Genomic DNA, 20,486 nt, shown 5'->3' on the forward strand with positions numbered 1-20,486 from the left:
CCAATGAAGAGCGAACCCATGACCGCCATGAATAATGCCGTCATCCCCGCCGCCGAGCGGACGAATTCCTATTACAGCGCAACCCTCAAGCATGAGACCGACTACCCGACCTTGCAGGGTGAAGTGAGTGTTGACGTCGTCATCATCGGCGGTGGTTTTACGGGCGTTGCCAGCGCGGTTGAACTGGCCGAGCGCGGCCTCAAAGTCGCCCTGATCGAGACTCACAAGATCGGCTGGGGGGCGAGCGGTCGCAACGGTGGCCAGGTCACCAGCAGCCTGTCTGGCGACGAGGCCATGCGCAAGCAGATGCGCCAGTCGCTCGGCACACAAGTGGACGATTTCATCTGGCGCCTGCGCTGGCGCGGCCAGGAAATTATCGAGTCCCGCGTCGCCAGGTACGGCATCGACTGCGACCTCAAGCACGGTCATCTGCATGCAGCGATGAAACCCGCTCATATGAACGAGCTGCGCAGCTTCCATGATGAGGCCCAGCGTCGCGGCCTGGGTGACAGCGTCACCTTGCTGGACCGCGCCGAAATACGAAACCACCTGGCAAGCGAGCAGTATTTGGGCGCGCTGAAGAACACCCGAAATCTGCACCTGCACCCGCTCAACCTGTGCATCGGCGAGGCACGCGCGGCAGAGAGTCTGGGTGTGCAGATCTTCGAGCACTCCGAGGTGCTGGAGATCGTCCACGGCGACCGTCCGGCTGTCATCACCGCACAGGGTCGAGTCAATGCAACACAGGTGATGCTGGCCGGTGACGTTTATCACGCGCTCGAACCCAAGCAGCTCAAGGGCAAAATCTTCCCGGCGATGGGCGGCATCGTGACCACCGCGCCTCTGGGTGTCCTGGCCCGACAACTCAACCCCTACGATTTGGCAGTTTATGACTGTCGTTTTGTCCTCGACTACTACCGCATGACCGCCGACGGCCGCTTGCTGTTCGGTGGCGGCGCCAACTATTCCGGACGTGACTCACGGGACATTGCCGGCGAACTGCGTCCCTGTATCGAACGTACATTTCCACAGCTCAAGGGTGTGGACATCGAGTACCAGTGGAGCTGCGCCATGGGCATCGTGGTCAACCGCATTCCACAGCTTGGCAAGCTGTCGAGCAACGTCTGGTACTGCCAGGGTTATTCGGGGCACGGCATCGCCACCAGCCATATCATGGGCGAAATCATGGCCGAAGCGATCACCGGCAGCCTCGGCCGCTTCGATACCTTCGCCAGCTGCAAGCACATCAAGGTGCCGTTCGGCGACGTCTTCGGCAACCCGATGCTGGCGGCAGGCATGTGGTATTACCAGATGCTGGAAAAGCTGCGCTGAGGTCCCGGCTCTGCGCGACCCGCCGAGCCGTTCATCTCAATGCACCAATTCTGCTACCACCCATGTGGCACTCGGTAACATTCGGCGCTATCAGGGTGCGTCTTTTCAGCGACGCACTCTGGCCCGCCCCGCCCTGCAAAGGCGCGTACAACCATGGCGTAATTCGTGCATCACAACCCACTCCACTCTTGCCTGAAATCGCCATGCGCCCCAAGGAACTCAAACTGTGGATCACCGGTGTCGCCCACCTGCTTGACCTGCCTGCGGGACACGCACGCTTAGTGGCGTTAACCCATTGGTTGCGCCAGGTGTGCCCGGTCGACCATTTCGTCCTGTTCGTCTATGAAGGCAATCATCGGCCGTTGGCATTGTTCGATACCTTTGCCGCCGACAAGCGTGCGGTGTACGTCGATGATTATCAGTGTGGGCCGTATCTGCTCGATCCTTTCTACCTCGCCTGCATTCGCGGGCAGGCGCCCGGGCTGTGGCGATTGCGTCAGTTCGCGCCCGACCACTTCTACCTTGGCGAGTACTACCTGACCTATTACCAGCAGACCGGTCTGGCTGAAGAAGTGGCGTTTTTCGTCGAACTCGGCGGCGGTGCCATGGCCGTCCTGTCGTTGATGCGCTCCTCGGCCAGCTGCGCGTTCAGCCGTGAGGAAATGCAACTGATCGAGTGTGCGCAAACGGTCGTCGAACAGGTGATCAACGAGGCTTGGCGCTTGCGTCAGGCGCAAGAACCGCGTCCGGCGCACGACCTCGATTTCAAAATCCGCGAAGCTTTCGATCATTTCGGCGCGCACATCCTCACCGGCCGTGAACAGGAGATTGTCCAGCTGCTGCTGCGTGGCCACTCCAGTGCCTCGGTGGCCGAACAACTGAGCATCAGCCCCGGCACGGTGAAGATTCACCGCAAGCACATCTACGCCAAACTCGGCATCTGCAGCCAGTCCGAATTGCTCGGCTTGTTTATCCGCGACCTCACCGGCCAGGAGCTCCTTGTCGAAGCCTGATACCTGAAAGCGACTCTATCCCCCAAGGGATATATACAGCGCAAAACCGCGATTGCTAGTTTGATTCCCGACGCGATGATTCATCACTGCAAGGGAGCCCGCACCGTGAATGACAACCCGCCAAGCGATATCGAATTCTGCAACGTGGTCAAACGTTATGGCGAGGTGTCGGCCGTCGATGGCCTGAACTTCGCGGTACGCCGTGGCTCGTTCCATTCCTTCCTCGGCGGTTCGGGCTGCGGCAAAACCACCACCCTGCGCATGATCGCCGGCTTCGAACAACCCACCAGCGGTGAAGTGCGCCTGGCCGGCAAAAGCGTCGCCGGAGTACCGGCATTCGAGCGCCCGGTGAACATGGTGTTCCAGCATTACGCGCTGTTCCCGCACCTGACGGTGGCGCAGAACATCGCCTATGGCCTGCGCTATCGCACGCCACGGCCGGACAAGAAAACCCAGCTGCGCATGGCCGACGAAGCATTGGAGATGGTGCGGCTCAGCGGCTTCGGCCAACGCAAACCCAGTGAGCTGTCCGGCGGTCAACAGCAACGCGTCGCCCTCGCACGGGCGCTGGTCAACAAGCCGACCGTGTTGCTGCTTGACGAGCCACTGGCAGCGCTTGATCGCAAGTTGCGCAAGGAGATGCAATCGGAATTGCTGCGTCTGCAACGCGAGGTCGGCATCACGTTTGTGCTGGTCACCCACGACCAGGAAGAAGCCTTGTCGATGAGTGACAGCATCAGCGTGATGCACAACGGTTCGATCATCCAGACCGCCACCCCGGAACAGCTTTACGAAGCCCCGGCCAGCCGTTACGTCGCCGACTTCATCGGTGAATCCAATCTGTTCAATGGCACCGTTCGCCACCTGCACGGCAATTCGGTGGTGCTGCGTACCGAACAAGGCCTGGAACTGACCAGCCCGTTGACGCCCACCGGCAAAGGCTTGAGCGCCGACGCCGCCGGTTGCATTGCCGTGCGCCCGGAGCTGATCAGCATAGCAGGCGCCAATGCCGAGCTGGCCCGCGAGGTGAAGCTGCGAGGCTGTGTGGAAGACCGCATCTACCTCGGTAATTCCACCGAATACCGCGTACGCACCGAAGCCTTTGGCGTGGTCTGCGTGCGAGTGCCGCGCCAGCAGGATCACGGCACTCATGCATTCGAACACGGCGCGGCAGTAAGCGTCGGCTGGGATCACGCCAACGGCCTGGCCATGGCGTTGTAAATCATCGACTCGATTCATCAACCGGATGTGGAGCGCGTTATGGACCAGAAGACGTTTATCAACACCCTGCGCAGTTGGCAGAACGGCTCGATCAGCCGCCGCGATTTCCTTGGCCGTACGGGCCTGGGGATTGCCGCAGCGGTGGTCGCCGTCAACGTGCCCGGCCTGCTGACATCCAGTGCGCAAGCGGCCGAGCAGGCCAAGCTGGGTGATCGCCTGGCGCTGGCGACGTGGCCGAACTATCACAGTCAGGAAAACCTCGACGCCTTCGCCAAAACCACTGGCGCCCGTGTCTCCATGAGCGTGTTCGGCTCCAACGAAGAGATGCTCGCCAAGCTGCAGGCCGGCGGCAGCGGCTGGGACGTGTTGGTGCCGACCAACTACACCATCAGCACCTACGTGGGTCTGGGATTGATCGAGCCGCTGGATTTGTCGCGCATTCCCAATTTCGATGCGTCGGCATTCCAGCAAAAGTTCATGGCTCAGGGCACAGTGGACGGCAAGGTGTACGCAGTGCCGAAAAACTGGGGCACCACCGGCATGCTCTACGACAGCGGCAAACTGAAGAACGGCCCCGCCAGCTGGAAAGAGTTCTGGGCCGCCGCGCAAGGCCCTGCCAGCGGCCGGACGATCGTTCACGATTACCAGTTGACCGCCATCGGCAACGCCCTGAAAAGCTTCGGCTACAGCTTCAATTCTCTTGACCCGAAAGAACTGGCCGATGCTGAAAAACTGCTGATCGAGGTCAAGCCGCACCTGTTTGCGATCAACTCCGATATTCAACCGTCGATGCGCAGTGGCGATGCCTGGCTGGCGATGTCCTGGACCGGCGATGCCTCTCAGCTGCATCGCGACAACGCGAAGATGCAGTTCGAACTGGGCAAGGAAGGCGGCGAGTTGTGGAGTGATTTCTTCGCCATCCCGAAAAGCTCGGAGCACAAGGACGCGGCTTACGCGTTCATCAATTACCTGCTCGATCCGCAGCACAACAAGCTTGAAGTGTTGAGCCACGGCTACCCGAGCGGCGACAAACGCGTCGATGCCTTGCTGCCCGCCGCGATGCTCGACGATCCGATCATGTACCCGGCCGCCGAAGCGCTCAGCCCGCTGGAGTTCGGCGCCGCCGCCACGCTGACCAGCCCGGCACGCGCCGAACTGATGGCGCGCTTCAAGTCCGCCTGACCATGGTCAACAAGGAGTCACCCATGAACACCGCCGCTCACCCGCAAACGGTGCCGCCGGGCCATGTTCTGTCAATCGAGGTTCGCCAGCGGCGCAGCCTCGGCCGACGGATCACCCTGCTGATGCTCTTGCCTTCAACCTTGTGGTTCCTGCTGCTGTTGTTGATGCCGCTGGTGATCATCCTGGTCTTCAGTTTCGGCGAGCGCAGCGCCGTGGGCGGTTACGCCGGTGGCTTCACCCTGGCCAATTATTTAAACCTCGGTTCGCGAGGCGCAGCGTTCAGCAACACGCTGATGCTGGCGCCGCTGGGCACGCTGGTGTGCCTGGTAGCCGCTTACCCGCTGGCGTACTTCCTGGCGGTCAAGGTCACCCGCAACCGCTCGCTGTTGCTGACGCTGGTGATCGTGCCGTTCTGGACCAGTTTCCTGATCCGCACGTACGCGTGGATCTTCATCCTCAGCGGCAAGGGCATTCCGGCGTTGCTCGCCAGCCTGGGCCTGGAAGACGTGCGGCTGATCAATACGCCATGGGCGGTGCTGATCGGCATCGTCTACGGCTACTTGCCGCTGATGGTGTTCCCGATTTACGTCAGCCTGGAAAAACTCGACAAACGCCTGCTCGAAGCCTCGGCCGACCTTGGTGCCAGCGCTTTCGAGAGCTTTCGGCGGATCACGTTGCCGCTGTCCGCGCCTGGGATCATTACCGGGGTGATGCTGGTGTTCATTTTGCTGATGGGTGAATTCCTGATCCCGGCGATTCTCGGTGGCGGCAAAGTGTTCTTCGTCGGCAATGCATTGGTCGATCTATTCCTGCAATCGCGCAACTGGCCTTTCGGCAGCGCGCTGGCAATGACCCTGGTGGCGATGATGCTGCTGATTATCGGTGTGTACCTGAAACTGGTGGCGCGCTACGGCGGCCGCCCTGCCGATGGAGGGTTGTGACATGTGGCTGCGCAGCTATTCGACTTCGCTGTACCTCTTTCTCTACGCACCGATTGCCTTGATCGTGCTGTTCAGCTTCAACGCCGGGCGCAGTGGCCTGGCGTTTGAATGCTGTTCGGTGCAGTGGTTTGGTCGCGCCTTCGGCAACCCGTTCATCATGGAAGCGCTGGGCAACAGCGCGTTCATTGCCTTTACGTCGGCGGTTATCGCCACCCTGTTCGGGACCTTGGCAGTATTCGGTTTGCAACGTGCGGGCAAGAAAGTGCGTCTGTTGTTCGATGCGCTGACCTATTGCGCGATCATCGTGCCGGGGATCGTCATCGGCATCTCGACACTGATTGCGTTCATCACGCTGTTCGACTTGATCAACCCGATACTGGCGACCTGGATACCAAGCGTGCCGCGCTTGAACATGGGCTTCTTCACCGTGATCGCCGCGCATTCGTTGTTCACCATGGCCCTGGTCATGGTGATCGTGCGCACCCGCGTCGACTCCCTGGACAAGGCCTTGCTCGAAGCTTCGGCGGACCTGTACGCGCCGCCGATGCAAACGTTCTGGCGGGTCACCCTGCCGCAGATCAGCCCGGCGATCATGGCCGGATTCCTGCTCGCGTTCACCTTCAGCTTCGACGATTTCATCATCGCGTTTTTCGTCGCTGGCTCGGAAACGACCTTGCCGATTTACATTTTCTCATCGATCCGCCGCGGTGTGACACCCGAAATCAACGCGGTCTCGACCGTCATCATCTGCGCTTCACTGGCGCTGCTATTCACTTCCCGCTCGCTGCAAAACCGCCGCACCGGCGTTCAGGAGTCAAACCATGCGTGATCAGCTTTACATCAATGGAGAGTGGGTGAGCCCGGATCTGGGCGGCTATCTGGATGTCATCGACCCGGCCACCGAACAGGTTTTCCATCGGGTGGCGGCGGGCACCGAAGAAGACATCGATCACGCGGTGCGCGCCGCCCGACGCGCGTTCGATAACGGCTGGAGCGAAACCACCGGCGCCGAGCGCGCGCAGTGGCTGGAAGCATTGGCCGACGAACTGGAAAGCAGCCAGCAGGTACTGGCCGAACTGGAAGTGCGCGACAACGGCAAGCCATTGCCCGAAGCCCAGTGGGATGTCGGCGATGCCATCGGCTGCTTTCGTTACTACGCCGGCCTGGCCCACGAACTGGATCAGCAGCAGGATCAACCGCTGGCATTGCCGGACGCACGCTTTCGCTGCCGCATTCGCCATGAACCGATTGGCGTTGCAGGGCAGATCATTCCATGGAACTACCCGCTGCTGATGGCCGCCTGGAAAGTCGCGCCGGCCCTGGCCGCCGGCGCCACGCTGGTGCTCAAACCCTCAGAGCTGACACCGCTCTGCGCGCTGGAACTGGCGGCGGCCGCCGACCGCGTCGGTTTACCGGCCGGGGTGCTGAACGTGGTCACCGGGCTCGGTGCCGATGCCGGCAGTCCACTGACCGAGCATCCCGGTGTGGACAAACTGGCCTTCACCGGCAGCGTGCCGACCGGCGAAAAAATCATGGCTGCAGCCGCGCGCGACATCAAGAACATCAGCCTCGAACTGGGCGGCAAATCTGCGTTCATCGTGTTCGACGACGCCGACATCGACGCCGCTGTCGAATGGATTCTGTTCGGCATTTTCTGGAACCAGGGCCAGGTGTGCAGCGCTACGTCCCGTCTGTTGGTGCAGGAAAACATCGCCCCGCGCCTGATCGACAGACTGGTCGAAGAAACCCGCAAGATCACCATGGGTCCGGGGATGGAACCGGGCGTATTGCTCGGCCCGCTGGTCAGCCAAGGCCAACACGACAAAGTCCTCGGTTTCATCGATCAGGGCCTCGCCAGTGGCGCCCGCCTGCTCACGGGAGGCCGGCGGCCGACACATCTGTCTGAAGGTTATTTCATCGAACCGGCAATCTTCGACGAACCTGGACACAGCAGTATCCTCTGGCGCGAAGAAGTATTCGGTCCGGTGCTGTGCATCAAGCGCTTCAAGACCGAAGAACAAGCCCTGCAAATGGCCAATGCCAGCCGCTTCGGCCTCGCCGCCGCAGTAATGAGCGCGGATTTGCAACGCACCGCACGTGTGGCCAACCAACTGCGGGCGGGGATTATCTGGATCAACTGCTCGCAACCGACCTTCGTCGAGGCGCCGTGGGGCGGGATGAAACACAGCGGTATCGGCCGGGAACTCGGCGAGTGGGGATTGCACAATTATCTGGAGGTCAAACAGGTGACTGAGTACATCGGTGATCAGCCGTGGGGGTGGTATTTGAAATAGCGGCTTTCAGATATCAGCTATAAAAAAGCCCCGCCCGAGTATGACCCGGCGGGGCTTTCTTTTGCCTGATGCTGCCGCCCTGCCGCTACCGCTAATCGATCGGTAAGGGGGAAGCCTTGAGAGGCGAGAAGTAGTTGGTGTCCCAGGCGGGGTTCGAACCTGCAACCTTCCCCTTAGGAGGGTCAAACAGAGGCCAGTGTATACGGGGAAAAGCCCGCAGGCATAGGCTCTAGACGTGTGGTTGTGTATTCCAAAACTGGCTGGTACTGTGCTTTCTGCTGGTAGCCTGCTGGTACGGACATGAAAGCCAAGATCACACAGAAACTCATCAACAGCCTGACTCCCCAGGACAAGCACTACCGCGTCTTCGACACGGACCAGCCCGGCCTGTTCATCAGGGTGCAGCCCAGCGGGCATATGGCCTATATGGTTTCGTGGGCGCGGAACCGGGAGCGGGTCCTGGGGCGCGTAGGGACGCTCACCTTGGCCCGAGCCAGAACTGAGGCGGCCCGATACCTGGCAGACGCGCACGAACACGGCGAACCCCTCGCGGTCACGCAGAACCGTCGCAGCGCCAACACCCCTACCCTTCGCGAGTTTCTCGACGATACGTATTTGCCGTGGTTCAAGGCTCACCACAAAGGGTATGACAAAACCCTCCACACCTTGGATAACAACTTCTCTTCGATCATGTCGCGCCGCCTTACGGAGATTGCCGGCCGGGATTTGGAGCAGACGCGGACCTCCTGGCTCAACGGTGGGAATAAGCCGGCGACGGCGAATCGCAAGATGGGGACCATCAGCGGCGTGTTCAGCCGCGCAGTGGAGTGGGGTTTTATCAATGACCACCCGCTGGACAAGCTGAAACAGCTAAAGGTCGACTCAAAAGGCCAGGTCAGATACTTATCGACGGCTGAGGCTGTGAGCCTCAGAGCGGCTATGGACGAGCGACAGGAGCAGATGCGCGCCGAGCGAGACAGCGCGAACAAATGGAGATCCGAACGCGGCAAGGAGCTGCAGCCCGATCTGCGCGCCGTGACGTTCACCGACCACTTAAAACCGATGATCTTGCTGGCATTAAATACGGGAGTGCGCCGCGGCGAGTTGTTTAACCTGAAGTGGTCAGACGTCAACTTCACCACCAAAACCATCACGGTCGTGGGCGCCACTGCCAAAACCAGCGAAACACGGCACATCCCGACCAACAAGGAAGCACTCAGCACCCTTGAAGAATGGAAAAAGCAAGGGAACGCCAGCGGCTACGTATTCACCAGCCAGGGCGGCGGACGGATGGAAGACGTTAAGAGTGCCTGGATTAAACTGCTCGAGCGAGCCAAGGTAAGTGATTTCCGCTGGCACGATATGCGACACGACTTCGCATCACGCCTAGTGATGGCCGGCGTTCCACTGAACACGGTTCGCGATCTTCTGGGGCACTCGGACATAAAGATGACCCTCCGCTACGCGCACCTTGCCCCTGGCACTAAAGCGGCAGCTGTTGAGCTGATCGGGTAATTACACGAGCATTATTTTTTCCGGGTAGTGTCCATTATCCAAAGCGTAATCCACCGCATCGTTTAATGCCTGCCAGTTCCTTCGCAAAGACTTCAAATCAAGGGGCTGAGTAAACCTGCAATATTCTTTCATTACTTCTAAAAGCAAGTGTTCGTGCCCAATATTTAATGAAAAATAATTGGGTACATCTCCAAAAAGCTGTGGCTGATCGGCGGCCAGGTCGAGCAAGGCCATTTCTCTTTGGGTCAATGTTTGCGGTAGAAGCACAGCGGTACGCATGAGTCTGGTAGGCGCATCAATAGAATAAATAAGCGTCATAAGTTCGAAGAAACATAGATTTTCGAAACGTCCGTTGTTTTCAACCGTGCCCGTACCTAGATATTCAACATCCACTGGTGTCCGCTCGAACAACTCCCCCAGCGCCTTTTCAACTTCGGTAGTCAAAGAGCGCTCTTCCATTCTTGCAAGCAACTCCAATCCGAACTTTAAGTTAGGAGAAATCCTCAACGATAAAGTTTCTGCTTTAGCACGGTTTGGAGGGGCTTTGGCCATTTCGTTCTCAGTTAGCACGTAGGGAGGTGGCCCGAGAATGCCACAGTGGCAACAATTGTCAACGTGTCTCGCCATGTGTCGGCACGTGTAAGAAAAATGTGGACACCGCAAATCTGGGTCGCTAAGGTGGCCACATCTGGCAATACACCTGAGCCAGAAGGAGAGGAACGTGGAACAACCAATTTCGAAATCGGAAGCATCCGTACCGCAAACCCTGGTCGTGGGCCCCGATGAAGCTGCTCGAATGACTGCACACAGCCGTAGCGGCATTTACAAGGCGATCGCCGCCGGTGAGCTCCAGTCGTTCAAAACGGGAAAGCGCCGCATGATCCTAGTGCGTGAACTCGAGCTCTGGATCAACCGGATCGCAAGGGAGAACAGCAAATGACAATTTCCATGGAATACATCGCCCAAGAAGCCTATGTGGACATTCGCAAGCTTCGAGATGCCTTGAATCAAGCAAACGCTGTGTTCGACATCATCAAAAAAAACGCACACCCAGACGATGCGATCGCCGAGCTGGCCAATTTGGGAATGCTGCACTGTGGAGATTTCACCGAACAGGCGAATGCGTGGCTTTTCCTAATGAAAGATCGGATGGACGAGCTGCAGGCACCAAGTGAGCCCCGCCCCGTCGACCTTACTCAAGCGCAGCGTGAAGTGATTGCAGATCACTTGGCAGCAGAACGCAAGTTTCAAACCCGATGGTGGACCCATCTGAACGAAATGCGTTGCCGCGGTGAAATGCCGGAATGGGCTATCAAAAACGGCGTGGGCACGGAGCCTGATATTGATCGCTGGTCAGAGGCCTGCGCCAATACCAACATCTCGATCTTTGGCCGCAAGAACGACATCCGCTCAAAAGTTGAGCGTAAGCCAGTAGAAGTACTTATCGACTTAGAGGAATCATCACTAGAAGCACTGGAATCGCAGAACAAGCCGCGTGTGCTGGGGAGAGTGGAACAACCCGGATCGGTGCGCCAACACCGTCCGGGCCAAACAACATTGGGTAGCACCAACGTGAGGATTCAATCGTGACAGAAGTTCATACCGCTGACAATCACTGTACAGAAGCACAGGCCCTGCGCCTCGTTAGCGCCCTTCGCACCGGGCCGGTAACCACCCTTGAGGCAGCTCAAGCGCTCGACATCGTGCACCCGCCCTCCACGATTCGCTGGTTGCGAAATAGAGGTTTCTCGATCCGCACCGAATGGACGTATGCAGCCACTGGGTCAGGTCGCCGACCTCATCGCATCGGCTGCTATGTCCTACTCGGCGAGCCGGATGGAGGTTCCCAATGAACATTTTCCGGTCACAGACCTTGCATCACGCTGACTCGTTCGTGGAGGTCGGCATCGCGCTTATCGCGATCGCAGATCTGTTGGGGGCGGACTACGAGGACCACAACCTCACAGAGTCTCAATCGGAGGGGTTGGCGCAGGCCGCCCGGGTACTGGGGCAACGTGTTCGTGATCAGGGCTACGCGCTGAGCTTGCTGGCCAGTGAGAAGCCCTCGAAGCAATCGCGATCTGCCAGCGCGGCATCCTGATTTGAACTGCGCTCTGGGGTCTCGTTTGCGAGAACGACACCCCAGAGCCTGCTTGTGAGCTGCGTAATGGCAAAGAAGACCAATAAGTTCGGGAAGAGCAAGGCACCGCCGTTCGCGATGCTGCAGAAGGCCATGATCCAGTCACCTGGCTATCGGTCCCTGAGCTTCGTGGCCCGCGTGGTGCTCATAGAGCTGCTGGCGCAGTACAACGGGACGAACAACGGCGATCTGTCGGCCACCAGAACAATGGCGAAGGACTGGGGGATAGGCTCGGATAACACCCTTCGACAAGCCATCAAGGACTTGGAGGCGGGAGGCTGGATCATCCAAACACGCTCAAGCCTGTTCTCGAAACACGGCGCCCGGTGCGCACTGTTCGCAGTGTCGTGGATGCCAATAGACGAATGCCCAGGGAAGGACCTCGATGTCAGCTGGTCAAGGACACCGCCGAGGCCATTGCCGACGCTCTTCAATCCGAATCTATCCGGCGCAGAAAGTGCGCAAGTACCGGCGCAGTTTATGCGCACGTAGGAATTTAAGGACGCCTATTTGTTGGGGTTTGCCGAGGTCTACGTGCGCAGAAAGTGCGCCGTAACTGGGATTCATCCGGCGCAGAAAGTGCGCACCCTTTTAGATATCTACCAACCAAGCTCCGGTTTTTCACGCAACGGGGTGCAAATAACGCAACAGCGGAGAGTGCAAGAGAATGGGAATCGAAGAAAGCAGCAAAGGTTGGAGAGTCGTCACTGTTTCTGCTGCAGACATCTGGGCAGAGGTGCTGGAAAAGCATAAAGCAGCACGCCAATCCTCAACCCGTGAGATTCAACCTGGCGAACCATTGCCGCTGGAGAAGAACCCCATCATTGATGCTGGCGCTGTACCTCCAGAAAGCAGCACATCACCTGCAATCTTCGCAGAGGACGACGCGGAAGACGTCTGATGGGCTCTCTTCCCAAGCAGGACAACGCTGTGGGATGGATCAGATCTGCGCCATCGACTTTCCCTCAGCTTGAGGAAAATCGCCAATGGGTGATGGCGCCGAGCAGATCCATGGGGTGCCCTCGCTTTTGAGGATACCCACCACCGGTGTGGGACGCGGGCTTTAACGTTAACGACCCGTTAGAGCAGCGTTAATCGCCGTCGGGGATGTTGAAGAGATGCATCCAAATCTGGACGCATCTCCAATGCAGGCTTGTGGGAGCGGACCGGCTCAAAGGTGGGCCAGGGTCACATTTGAACTGAGGCAGATTTTGCCTGTGGGCGGTGAGTAACGCTCGCACCGTTACCAGTGCGTTAGCGGGTGGGCGCCCCAACGGGTTTCAGGAGATGCCCTCAGATGTGAGCACATCTGCTCACATCTCAGAGTGGCGTTCCACATCCAAAGTGGCGTTTCCACCACCAAGGATAGTTGTAGCCAAATTGACCCGCTGTTGACTGGCAAAAGTGCGATTCGGCTACAGGCCACGGGGTGCAAGGGTTGCAGGCCGGCACCGATCCACCAGCTGCGAGGACTAGAAAGGTAGATGGGAATCGTGATTTGTCAGTTCACGATCAGACGGGCGTTAGATTTGAAGATTCGCATAACTCGCTACAGGCCACGTCGCACAAGGCCTGCGGCACTACTCGGCAAATAGCGAAAGTGGAGGTTTGAAATCATTGCCGAGCCATTACACGAAATCTATGACATTGCGCTGAAAGCCCCGGCCAGCACGGCGCGCAGCGTTTGACCGAAAGAACCATACGCGAGGTTTAAATCAATGAGCGACATCGACCAGGACATAGCGGCCAGGCTGGATTCGATGGGAGTGGTCCCCCTGATCGGCGGGCTGATCCCGGAGAAGGCAACTGCCGAGCTGTTGGGATATTCGCCGGCGTACATGAGGCAGCAAGCGTCACGCGGCCTGGCGCCGCTGCCATATGTCCTGCGGGGGAACCGCCGTTTCTACCGAGTGCGGGATATCCGCGCATTTGCGCTGAATTGCGCGGGATAGCGCCGGAAAGGTAAGCGGATAGCAGGATTAGAGAGGTTTGTTAGCGTGTCTGTGCGGGGTGGTGCACATATCGTGGACCCATCAACCCGCCAGACATCAGGAAAAGCCATGAGCCTTGAAAAAGTTACGGAATATATGGAGAAAAGCACCAAAATAATCAACGAGGTCGCAGACGGTAACGAGAAATTCAAATCCAAGTTTGAAAACCGCATCACCGATCTCGAGCAAGAGTTCGCCCGTAATCCCGCTGGCGGGTTTTCCTCCAGTACCAGCCAGGCCAGCATCGGCGTTTTGGCGATGAAGGAGATTGAGGGCGCCGCTCAGGCTTCGTTCGGAACCCTGGAAGCTTGGAACTCTGGCACTTGCCGCATCAGTCTCAGCGCCGGCATTCGTGCTGCACTGACCAACGACGGCGCCGGCAATGTTGGTGATACCTCAGTGCCGCGCCAGCCTGAACAGCGAGGTTTCGTTACGCAGGCATCCCGCCCACTGCGTCTGCTTGAGGCGCTGCCGAGCCGCCCCACCACCCGAGACTCGGTTCAGTTCGTTCAGCTCACCAGTGAAGGTGAAGCGGCCGAACAGATCAAAGAAGGCGACGAGAAGGCAGCGGTTGACTTCGAGGGCACCCCGCAAATCGCGAACATCGTGACCATTGCAGCGCACACCACCGTCTCTCGCCAGGTGCTCAGCGACCACGCCGCCTTGCAAACCAACATCGACATGATGATTCGCCGCAAACTTCTGAGCCGTCTGGAACACCAGATCGTCAATGGCCCTGGTGGCGAGGGTCGCATCAAAGGGCTGCGCAACCAATCAACGATCTTCGTGCCCACCATCGGCACCACTGCGGCAGACATCATTGGTGAGTCCATGACTCGCCAAGCAGACCAGGGCTATTTGCCCAACCTCGTACTGATGAATCCGCTTGACTGGTTCCGTCTGCAGATCACCAAGAAAGGCACCGCCGATGAAGAGTATGTCTTCGGCTCCCCAACGATGCCCGTGCCGCCGGCTTTGTGGAACGCCCTGGTTGTTCCAACGTCGAGCGTGCCAGTAGGTGAGGCGCTTACGATCGACACCGCATTCACCACCGTTCTCGATCGTGAATCGCCGAGCGTGCTGCTGAGCAACAGCCACAAGGATTACTTCACACGTAACCTGGTGCTGATCCTGGGCGAGTTGCGTGCCGGCCTCGAAGTGTTGGACACCGCTGCCATCAACAAGATGAGCCTGAGCGTGACGCCATGAACGACGATAAAGAAACCATCAAAGCCCTAAAAGGCCTGCTGATAACCGTTCATGAGATACGTCAAGGCGAGCACATTCGCTATCGTATCCGTGAGCTCGAGTGCAAAGGGCTGAGCGCTGATGAAGTACTGACGGCGCTGAGAACGAATCCCCCGGTGCTCACACCCAATATCTGATGTTCTGCAATAAAAGGGATCAGTCGGCTAGTGCCCTTCTCCTGGAATGAACCCCGACAGACCGCGCAGCGATGAGGTAGCAGCTGGTGGCGGTCACCCCCATTCAACGACACCGAGCCGCACACCATCGGTGGAGAGCCAGATGAATCAACGCCCCCAACGCCCCGACGACTACACCCGTCCGCAGCACGCGCCCTTCCCGCCTGCATTGGCCACCATGATTGCCCGCAAGGCTTCGATCATGGCGGCCAGGCTGGAAGATCAGGCGATTCGCTCAATGGTCCGCGATGCACAACGCGCCCTTGATCGCGGCGTGACAACTGATGTGATCGCCCTCGAGATGGAGCTGCCCGGGGCAGAATGCAGAAAATCTTGAAAAAAACAGAAAAAAAACGAGCGAACCGAGCAGAAACGACGTGTTGAAGCCCAACGGTGGGGGCAGGTCGAGAGTTCAGGCCTTCCCGCTTCTAGACCGCGCCCTCAGTCGTTTTCTTACACCCGCGAAATTAAAAATTCAGGAGTGGGGCCCATGGCCGCGACAGCAGCGCACTACAACCGCATGACGACCATTCAACTGAGCAGCGTCCTTGCTCGTAAATTCTTCCGGCAAAAGGATTACCAGCTGGAAACAGGGAGTACTTGGGAGGTGTTCAGGGCTTTGCGAGCAACGGTCGACGGATTCACCGAAGAAATTGCGCGCCTGGCCAGGTTGGGAATGAGGTTCGCCATCATCCGCAACGGTAAGAACGTTGGCGAAAACGACTTCGATCTGGGCGGAATCAAGACGCTGAAAATAGTCCCGGTGATCCACGGCAGCAAACGCGCCGGCATTCTGCAAACAGTCCTCGGCGTTGTGTTGATTGCCGCCAGCTCGATCACCAACGGCGCAACGCTGGCGCCTGGTATCGCACTGGTGGCCGGCGGGGTGATTCAGATGCTGAGTCCACAAGCATCAGGACTCAAACAAAGCGCGTCCCCGGAAAACACCCCGTCCTATGCCTTCGGCAGCGCCAAGAACACCACCGCCAGCGGTAACCCTGTCCCGATCTGCATTGGTGACCGACGCTGGGGCGGGATAATTATCTCTGCTTCGATCGAAGCCCAAGACAAGCCGCTTACAGGTTGATACGGGGAAATCCCGTATGTACCGAGAGGCGCGATTAATGGGGGCAGATTTGGGGGCAAGGCAACGAACCAAACCGGGCACACCCGCTTGGCACAGCGCTTACAGGCCACGGTTCGATTCTGTCTCTGGACTCAAAATATCGTTTTGATGACTTTCTCAACGCCTTCAATGAGATCACCAACCTCACTGATGGAAGGATCAGTAGAGTTCTTATGGCCGCATTTATTGCGAATATCACCCAAAAATTGAATATGACGGGATTGGGGAAGGTCGATCACACTTGCGGCTTTCAACGCATCATTCAAAACTGAAATCGTGCCAGATTTCTTGGGTAGCTTATGGTTGTCGCACACCTGTTTCAGATGTCCTTCGAGTACCACGCCAGAAACTGCGCCGGCAGCGCGGGTGAATCCGGCTTTCAACAGGTCCCGTGCAGTATCCAGCTCAGAGTCGTAGAGATCAGCTTGAACGAGCTGTTTTATGTCAAATAGAGAGCTATCAAATCGGCGCTTGATGGCTTCGACGATCGCAACTTGCTGGCTGAAGAGTGGGATGGCTGCTTTTTGATCTGCTTTGACATCCGTTCCGCGGGTTACGCGAAGCCCCTGACAGGCGTCCTCAATGCGATAGCTTTCGAAATCAATTTCCTTCCGTGTCTTCGGCTTTTCGTAAAAGCGAACGAAATCAGAAGCACGGTCAGGTAGTAGCTGTCGTACGAGCGGCAACGCTTCTGAGTACCATTGCTGATACGCGGCCGCGAATGGCTTCAGCTTCTTGATGAAAGCGTCTGCTTCTTCTTTCGACCTCGTTGCAAGCGCGACCTCGGAGAATCTCGATCGCCCAAATGCTTCGAGATTCAGAGAAAAATTCACCATCAAACCCTCAGTCAAGAGGTCGTCCAGATCCTTTCTATACTTTTCCAGATTCGATATCGACATTGCGTCCCTGTCTTTACGGTTGAAGCTGAGTATGGCGAGGATCCGAGGTCGGCCTCCGAAGTCAAGCGTACTGCTGCTGGTACCTTGCTGGTATACAATCTCAGGTCAAGCTTGAAACGGTGCGGAAGCCCTAAAAAATATGGTGTCCCAGGGCAGGTTCGAACTGCCAACCTTCCCCTTAGGAGGGGGATGCTCTATCCAATTGAGCTACTGAGACACAAATCGCAGCTGCAAAGCGAGCAGCGATGGACGGCGTGCATGGTAACGGCCAAGCCCGTTTTTGTCATGTAGTCCGTGGGGCCTTTTAAGTGTAGGCAAGCGGTACGCATCCACCTGGAATTCGCCCGCCGTGCAAATTGCATGACCCCGGAATCGTTGCCATGCAAAACGCAATGTGCCAGCCTACCGAAAATCCTCTAATTTACTGTTTTTAAAGGAATTAATAGGCGTTAGACTCTTGGCACGGAGGCTGCTTCTGCTGTTCACAAGAACAACGGAGGCAGGCTCATGAACAGCGCCCTTTTACTCTCGAATGCGGTCGCACTGGCAGTTTTGGTGGGGTTTCACTTTGCCCAGGATAAAAGCACCAATCCAGTAGCCCAGCACATGCCGCATTACCTCCAGGTACAAAAGGCGCCGCAACTGGCTGTCATGAGTGACCAACGTGGATTCGTTGGCCAGGAAGTCAGTCAGCATAGTCCGCTGCCAGTCGCACCAACTTCCGACCGTTTGGTATTTTGATTCATTTTTTCAGGAGTGCAGCATGTCGAAATCAGCAGCAGGTTTTTTCATTTTGGCCCTATTGAGCGGCGTGATCCATTTCACCGTCGTGAAGACTGCGGAGCTGACCCTGCCCCTGATTGCCTGCGGCATTTTCTCGACATTCTTCCTTCTGGCGCTAATAGCCGGGCGCAAGTTCAAATTTGATCCGGTGCTGCGCTGATATCGCTACGGCTACCTTCCCGATCTTTCCCTCAGATTTGCCCTCAACACATCGTCACGCCCTATTCTGAGTGTGCCGCACTGCCGTCCATCGTGATTTGCAGCCTTTGTCAAAATGCCACTAGTAAATCGGCCAATTGCCACTATCCTCCATACCGTAGGGAACGGTGGTTGAATCCGCAGATCTTGCACCTTTAGACGTCTCTGGCGTTCGCGGGGTGCAATCGGACGCGGCGGTGATGTGGATGTTTTGAGTTTTCCAACCAGTCCGCATTTCTGACAATTGGTGCTGGCACAAAGCCTCTATTCAGTTCAATATTTGTCACAGAATTGACGCCAATGAACTGGCTGCTTTAAGGCATGATGCGAGCCCTTATCAATCCAGGTTGAACATTTGGCCAGAGCTCTTGTCCTATCAGACATCCTGCGGCCAATCCCGAGAACCGCTCCCCTGAACTAACCGGTTAAATATATGCGCCCATTGAAACAGGCAATTTATTCCAGCCGTACGGCTGACAAGTTCGTCGTACGTCTGCCAGACGGAATGCGTGAACGCATTGCCGAGGTGGCTCGCAATCATCATCGCAGCATGAACTCCGAAATCATCGCGCGCCTTGAGCAAAGCCTGATTCAGGAAGGCGCACTGGGCGAAGAACTGAGCATGCGCCTGGACAGCCCTGAGCTGTCACTCCACGAACGTGAACTGCTGCAACGTTTCCGTCAGCTTTCGCACCGCCAGCAGAATGCTCTGGTGTCGCTGATTGCTCATGACGCAGAATTGGCCGCAGACGCTTCCTGATACACCCGAACACTTAAGGCCGGCTTGATTGCCGGCTTTTTTTTGTCCGAAATTCAGGCAAAAAAACCCGCCGAGCTGGCGGGTTTTTTGGCATTTAAAATCAGAGCAGGAAGATCGTCGCCAGCCCCAGGAAGATGAAGAAACCGCCGCTGTCGGTCATTGCGGTGATCATCACGCTGGCGCCCATCGCCGGATCGCGACCCAGCCGCACCAGAGTCATGGGGATCAACACGCCCATCAAAGCGGCAAGCAACAAGTTGAGCGTCATGGCTGCGGTCATCACCACACCGAGAGACCAGCTGTCATAGAGCAGATAGGCAACGATACCGATCACCCCACCCCAGACCAGACCGTTGATCAAACCGACCGCCAACTCCTTGCGCATCAGGCGTGATGTATTGCCGGTGCTCACCTGATCCAGCGCCATGGCCCGAACAATCATGGTGATGGTCTGGTTACCCGAGTTGCCGCCGATACCGGCCACGATCGGCATCAACGCCGCCAACGCCACCAGTTTTTCGATCGAGCCTTCAAACAGACCGATGACTCGAGAAGCAATAAACGCAGTGACCAGATTGACCGCCAGCCAGGCCCAGCGGTTACGCAGGGACTTCCAGACCGAGGCGAAAATGTCTTCCTCTTCACGCAGACCCGCCATGTTGAGAACTTCGTTTTCGCTCTCTTCACGAATCAGGTCGACCATTTCATCAATGGTCAGACGGCCGATGAGCTTGCCGTTCTTGTCAACGACGGGGGCGGAGATCAAGTCGTAACGTTCGAATGCCTGTGCCGCATCGTAGGCATCTTCGTCGGGATGGAAACTCACCGGGTCGCTGGCCATGACCTCGGCCACCTGTTTCTCCGGGTCGTTGACCAACAGACGCTTGATCGGCAGCACGCCCTTGAGCACACCGTCGTAATCGACCACAAACAACTTGTCGGTATGCCCCGGCAATTCCTTGAGGCGGCGCAGGTACCGCAAAACGACTTCGAGACTGACATCCTCACGGATCGTCACCATCTCGAAGTCCATCAGCGCACCGACCTGTTCCTCGTCATAGGACAAGGCCGAGCGAACGCGTTCTCGCTGCTGGCTATCGAGGGTTTCCATGAGCTCATGGACGACATCTCGCGGCAGCTCGGAGGCCAGATCAGCGAGTTCATCGGCGTCCATGTCTTTGGCGGCGGCCAGAAGCTCATGATCATCCATGTCGGCGATCAGCGTTTCACGCACCGAGTCGGACACTTCAAGCAGGATGTCGCCATCGCGATCAGCTTTGACCAGCTGCCACAGCGTCAGGCGATCGTCCAGCGGCAGGGCTTCTAGGATGTAGGCGACGTCGGCGGAGTGCAGGTCATCGAGCTTGCGTTGCAGCTCGACCAGGTTCTGCCGATGAACCAGGTTCTCGATACGGTCGTGATTCGGGCCTTCCTGACGATGCGTCAGGTCTTCGACCACGCGCTGACGCTGCAACAGCTCAACAACTTGAGCGAGGCGGTCCTGTAGGCTTTCTTGTGTTTTCTTTACTTCAACTTCAGACATAGGCGAACTCCACTCCCAGCAGCGGGGCACGCCGGAAGGATCAATCAGTCAATTCATGATTGGAAAAACGGTTTACTGAGTAACTACTGGGTAAGTCCATGGAGGTATTCCACAAGCCCCGGCG

The 20,486-nt window shown here is 57.6% G+C and carries 25 protein-coding genes and 1 tRNA gene; 22 read left to right on the forward strand and 4 right to left on the reverse strand.

Annotation, left to right across the window (positions count from 1 at the left end; genetic code table 11):
- Positions 1–27: 27 nt before the first annotated feature.
- The 8 genes from DU29_RS0103930 to DU29_RS0103965 all read left to right on the forward strand — a co-directional run bounded on the left by DU29_RS0103930 (position 28) and on the right by DU29_RS0103965 (position 9,498).
- Positions 28–1,332, forward strand: coding sequence for an NAD(P)/FAD-dependent oxidoreductase (locus tag DU29_RS0103930; RefSeq protein WP_161781271.1), 1,305 nt, complete (start codon positions 28–30; stop codon positions 1,330–1,332).
- A 203-nt stretch (positions 1,333–1,535) separates the two neighbouring features.
- Positions 1,536–2,345, forward strand: a complete 810-nt coding sequence (locus DU29_RS0103935) for a response regulator transcription factor (protein ID WP_028620539.1) — start codon at positions 1,536–1,538, stop codon at positions 2,343–2,345.
- A gap of 75 nt (positions 2,346–2,420) precedes the next feature.
- Positions 2,421–3,566, forward strand: coding sequence for an ABC transporter ATP-binding protein (locus DU29_RS0103940; protein ID WP_442961277.1), 1,146 nt, complete (start codon positions 2,421–2,423; stop codon positions 3,564–3,566).
- A gap of 39 nt (positions 3,567–3,605) precedes the next feature.
- Entirely contained in the window at positions 3,606–4,748 is a 1,143-nt protein-coding gene (locus DU29_RS0103945) for an ABC transporter substrate-binding protein (protein ID WP_028620541.1), read from the forward strand.
- 23 nt (positions 4,749–4,771) lie between these two features.
- Positions 4,772–5,689 (forward strand): ABC transporter permease, encoded by a 918-nt coding sequence (locus DU29_RS0103950; protein WP_028620542.1) that lies wholly within the window; start codon positions 4,772–4,774, stop codon positions 5,687–5,689.
- A gap of 1 nt (position 5,690) precedes the next feature.
- Positions 5,691–6,518: an ABC transporter permease gene (locus tag DU29_RS0103955; protein ID WP_028620543.1), complete on the forward strand. Its 828-nt coding sequence runs from the start codon at positions 5,691–5,693 to the stop codon at positions 6,516–6,518.
- Positions 6,511–7,983 (forward strand): aldehyde dehydrogenase family protein, encoded by a 1,473-nt coding sequence (locus tag DU29_RS0103960; protein WP_028620544.1) that lies wholly within the window; start codon positions 6,511–6,513, stop codon positions 7,981–7,983. Before DU29_RS0103955 ends, DU29_RS0103960 begins: the two co-directional genes overlap by 8 nt.
- A gap of 300 nt (positions 7,984–8,283) precedes the next feature.
- Positions 8,284–9,498 (forward strand): phage integrase, encoded by a 1,215-nt coding sequence (locus DU29_RS0103965; RefSeq protein ID WP_028620545.1) that lies wholly within the window; start codon positions 8,284–8,286, stop codon positions 9,496–9,498.
- Here the strand turns inward: DU29_RS0103965 and DU29_RS0103970 are convergent, their stop codons facing one another.
- Positions 9,499–10,050 (reverse strand): hypothetical protein, encoded by a 552-nt coding sequence (locus tag DU29_RS0103970; RefSeq protein WP_028620546.1) that lies wholly within the window; start codon positions 10,048–10,050, stop codon positions 9,499–9,501.
- Positions 10,051–10,219: 169 nt separating this feature from the next.
- Between DU29_RS0103970 and DU29_RS0103975 the strand changes: the two genes are divergently transcribed.
- From DU29_RS0103975 to DU29_RS0104020, 11 genes are all read left to right on the forward strand, one after another.
- Positions 10,220–10,438 carry a helix-turn-helix domain-containing protein gene (locus DU29_RS0103975; protein WP_236645571.1) on the forward strand — a complete coding sequence of 73 codons (219 nt, stop codon included), beginning with the start codon at positions 10,220–10,222 and terminating at the stop codon, positions 10,436–10,438.
- Positions 10,435–11,088 (forward strand): hypothetical protein, encoded by a 654-nt coding sequence (locus DU29_RS1000000130880; RefSeq protein ID WP_050483069.1) that lies wholly within the window; start codon positions 10,435–10,437, stop codon positions 11,086–11,088. Before DU29_RS0103975 ends, DU29_RS1000000130880 begins: the two co-directional genes overlap by 4 nt.
- On the forward strand, positions 11,085–11,351 hold the full coding sequence (locus tag DU29_RS1000000131115) for a helix-turn-helix domain-containing protein (RefSeq protein ID WP_081832430.1): 267 nt from the start codon (positions 11,085–11,087) through the stop codon (positions 11,349–11,351). The genes DU29_RS1000000130880 and DU29_RS1000000131115 overlap by 4 nt, the downstream gene beginning before the upstream one ends.
- On the forward strand, positions 11,348–11,599 hold the full coding sequence (locus tag DU29_RS0103985; RefSeq protein WP_028620548.1) for a hypothetical protein: 252 nt from the start codon (positions 11,348–11,350) through the stop codon (positions 11,597–11,599). Before DU29_RS1000000131115 ends, DU29_RS0103985 begins: the two co-directional genes overlap by 4 nt.
- 66 nt (positions 11,600–11,665) lie before the next feature.
- Complete coding sequence (locus DU29_RS01000000129475; protein ID WP_236645572.1) at positions 11,666–12,130, forward strand: helix-turn-helix domain-containing protein; 465 nt, start codon at positions 11,666–11,668, stop codon at positions 12,128–12,130.
- Between the two features lie 175 nt (positions 12,131–12,305).
- Positions 12,306–12,539: a hypothetical protein gene (locus DU29_RS0103995; protein ID WP_028620549.1), complete on the forward strand. Its 234-nt coding sequence runs from the start codon at positions 12,306–12,308 to the stop codon at positions 12,537–12,539.
- A gap of 817 nt (positions 12,540–13,356) precedes the next feature.
- Positions 13,357–13,590 (forward strand): hypothetical protein, encoded by a 234-nt coding sequence (locus DU29_RS0104000; protein ID WP_028620550.1) that lies wholly within the window; start codon positions 13,357–13,359, stop codon positions 13,588–13,590.
- A gap of 108 nt (positions 13,591–13,698) precedes the next feature.
- Positions 13,699–14,838: a phage major capsid protein gene (locus DU29_RS0104005; protein ID WP_152635514.1), complete on the forward strand. Its 1,140-nt coding sequence runs from the start codon at positions 13,699–13,701 to the stop codon at positions 14,836–14,838.
- Entirely contained in the window at positions 14,835–15,014 is a 180-nt protein-coding gene (locus DU29_RS0104010; RefSeq protein WP_028620552.1) for a hypothetical protein, read from the forward strand. Before DU29_RS0104005 ends, DU29_RS0104010 begins: the two co-directional genes overlap by 4 nt.
- Before the next feature lie 142 nt (positions 15,015–15,156).
- Positions 15,157–15,390, forward strand: a complete 234-nt coding sequence (locus DU29_RS0104015) for a hypothetical protein (RefSeq protein WP_028620553.1) — start codon at positions 15,157–15,159, stop codon at positions 15,388–15,390.
- A gap of 153 nt (positions 15,391–15,543) precedes the next feature.
- Positions 15,544–16,140: a tail assembly protein gene (locus DU29_RS0104020; protein ID WP_028620554.1), complete on the forward strand. Its 597-nt coding sequence runs from the start codon at positions 15,544–15,546 to the stop codon at positions 16,138–16,140.
- 131 nt (positions 16,141–16,271) lie between these two features.
- Here DU29_RS0104020 and DU29_RS0104025 read toward each other — a convergent pair whose 3' ends face one another.
- Together DU29_RS0104025 and DU29_RS0104030 are read right to left on the reverse strand one after the other, a co-directional pair.
- Complete coding sequence (locus DU29_RS0104025; protein ID WP_028620555.1) at positions 16,272–17,078, reverse strand: hypothetical protein; 807 nt, start codon at positions 17,076–17,078, stop codon at positions 16,272–16,274.
- Positions 17,079–17,218: 140 nt separating this feature from the next.
- Positions 17,219–17,295: transfer RNA gene (locus DU29_RS0104030), tRNA-Arg, on the reverse strand.
- 290 nt (positions 17,296–17,585) lie between these two features.
- Between DU29_RS0104030 and DU29_RS1000000131120 the strand changes: the two genes are divergently transcribed.
- The 3 genes from DU29_RS1000000131120 (at position 17,586) to DU29_RS0104045 (ending at position 18,819) form a co-directional block, all read left to right on the forward strand.
- Positions 17,586–17,819 (forward strand): hypothetical protein, encoded by a 234-nt coding sequence (locus DU29_RS1000000131120; protein ID WP_081832431.1) that lies wholly within the window; start codon positions 17,586–17,588, stop codon positions 17,817–17,819.
- A gap of 22 nt (positions 17,820–17,841) precedes the next feature.
- Entirely contained in the window at positions 17,842–18,021 is a 180-nt protein-coding gene (locus tag DU29_RS0104040; RefSeq protein WP_028620556.1) for a PA3371 family protein, read from the forward strand.
- A gap of 471 nt (positions 18,022–18,492) precedes the next feature.
- Positions 18,493–18,819: an Arc family DNA-binding protein gene (locus DU29_RS0104045; RefSeq protein ID WP_028620557.1), complete on the forward strand. Its 327-nt coding sequence runs from the start codon at positions 18,493–18,495 to the stop codon at positions 18,817–18,819.
- A 100-nt stretch (positions 18,820–18,919) separates the two neighbouring features.
- Here DU29_RS0104045 and mgtE read toward each other — a convergent pair whose 3' ends face one another.
- Positions 18,920–20,362 carry a magnesium transporter gene (gene mgtE, locus DU29_RS0104050; RefSeq protein WP_028620558.1) on the reverse strand — a complete coding sequence of 481 codons (1,443 nt, stop codon included), beginning with the start codon at positions 20,360–20,362 and terminating at the stop codon, positions 18,920–18,922.
- Between the last annotated feature and the right edge of the window lie 124 nt (positions 20,363–20,486).

Source organism: Pseudomonas sp. Ant30-3 (assembly GCF_000690905.1).
In the GTDB taxonomy this organism is placed as follows: Bacteria; Pseudomonadota; Gammaproteobacteria; order Pseudomonadales; family Pseudomonadaceae; genus Aquipseudomonas.

What these genes read in the sequence shown, in the direction of transcription:
- DU29_RS0103960 (WP_028620544.1), top strand. Translation starts at nt 6,511, where the DNA reads ATGCGTGATCAGCTTTACATCAATGGAGAGTGGGTGAGCCCGGATCTG.
- DU29_RS0103945 (WP_028620541.1), top strand. Translation starts at nt 3,606, where the DNA reads ATGGACCAGAAGACGTTTATCAACACCCTGCGCAGTTGGCAGAACGGC.
- DU29_RS01000000129475 (WP_236645572.1), top strand. Translation starts at nt 11,666, where the DNA reads ATGGCAAAGAAGACCAATAAGTTCGGGAAGAGCAAGGCACCGCCGTTC.
- DU29_RS0103970 (WP_028620546.1), bottom strand. Translation starts at nt 10,050, where the DNA reads ATGGCCAAAGCCCCTCCAAACCGTGCTAAAGCAGAAACTTTATCGTTG.
- DU29_RS0103965 (WP_028620545.1), top strand. Translation starts at nt 8,284, where the DNA reads ATGAAAGCCAAGATCACACAGAAACTCATCAACAGCCTGACTCCCCAG.
- DU29_RS0103935 (WP_028620539.1), top strand. Translation starts at nt 1,536, where the DNA reads ATGCGCCCCAAGGAACTCAAACTGTGGATCACCGGTGTCGCCCACCTG.
- DU29_RS0103995 (WP_028620549.1), top strand. Translation starts at nt 12,306, where the DNA reads ATGGGAATCGAAGAAAGCAGCAAAGGTTGGAGAGTCGTCACTGTTTCT.
- mgtE (WP_028620558.1), bottom strand. Translation starts at nt 20,362, where the DNA reads ATGTCTGAAGTTGAAGTAAAGAAAACACAAGAAAGCCTACAGGACCGC.
- DU29_RS0103940 (WP_442961277.1), top strand. Translation starts at nt 2,421, where the DNA reads ATGATTCATCACTGCAAGGGAGCCCGCACCGTGAATGACAACCCGCCA.
- DU29_RS0104045 (WP_028620557.1), top strand. Translation starts at nt 18,493, where the DNA reads ATGCGCCCATTGAAACAGGCAATTTATTCCAGCCGTACGGCTGACAAG.
- DU29_RS0103950 (WP_028620542.1), top strand. Translation starts at nt 4,772, where the DNA reads ATGAACACCGCCGCTCACCCGCAAACGGTGCCGCCGGGCCATGTTCTG.
- DU29_RS1000000130880 (WP_050483069.1), top strand. Translation starts at nt 10,435, where the DNA reads ATGACAATTTCCATGGAATACATCGCCCAAGAAGCCTATGTGGACATT.
- DU29_RS0104010 (WP_028620552.1), top strand. Translation starts at nt 14,835, where the DNA reads ATGAACGACGATAAAGAAACCATCAAAGCCCTAAAAGGCCTGCTGATA.
- DU29_RS0103930 (WP_161781271.1), top strand. Translation starts at nt 28, where the DNA reads ATGAATAATGCCGTCATCCCCGCCGCCGAGCGGACGAATTCCTATTAC.
- DU29_RS0104020 (WP_028620554.1), top strand. Translation starts at nt 15,544, where the DNA reads ATGGCCGCGACAGCAGCGCACTACAACCGCATGACGACCATTCAACTG.
- DU29_RS0104000 (WP_028620550.1), top strand. Translation starts at nt 13,357, where the DNA reads ATGAGCGACATCGACCAGGACATAGCGGCCAGGCTGGATTCGATGGGA.
- DU29_RS0104025 (WP_028620555.1), bottom strand. Translation starts at nt 17,078, where the DNA reads ATGTCGATATCGAATCTGGAAAAGTATAGAAAGGATCTGGACGACCTC.
- DU29_RS1000000131120 (WP_081832431.1), top strand. Translation starts at nt 17,586, where the DNA reads ATGAACAGCGCCCTTTTACTCTCGAATGCGGTCGCACTGGCAGTTTTG.
- DU29_RS0104015 (WP_028620553.1), top strand. Translation starts at nt 15,157, where the DNA reads ATGAATCAACGCCCCCAACGCCCCGACGACTACACCCGTCCGCAGCAC.
- DU29_RS0103985 (WP_028620548.1), top strand. Translation starts at nt 11,348, where the DNA reads ATGAACATTTTCCGGTCACAGACCTTGCATCACGCTGACTCGTTCGTG.
- DU29_RS0104040 (WP_028620556.1), top strand. Translation starts at nt 17,842, where the DNA reads ATGTCGAAATCAGCAGCAGGTTTTTTCATTTTGGCCCTATTGAGCGGC.
- DU29_RS0103955 (WP_028620543.1), top strand. Translation starts at nt 5,691, where the DNA reads ATGTGGCTGCGCAGCTATTCGACTTCGCTGTACCTCTTTCTCTACGCA.
- DU29_RS0104005 (WP_152635514.1), top strand. Translation starts at nt 13,699, where the DNA reads ATGAGCCTTGAAAAAGTTACGGAATATATGGAGAAAAGCACCAAAATA.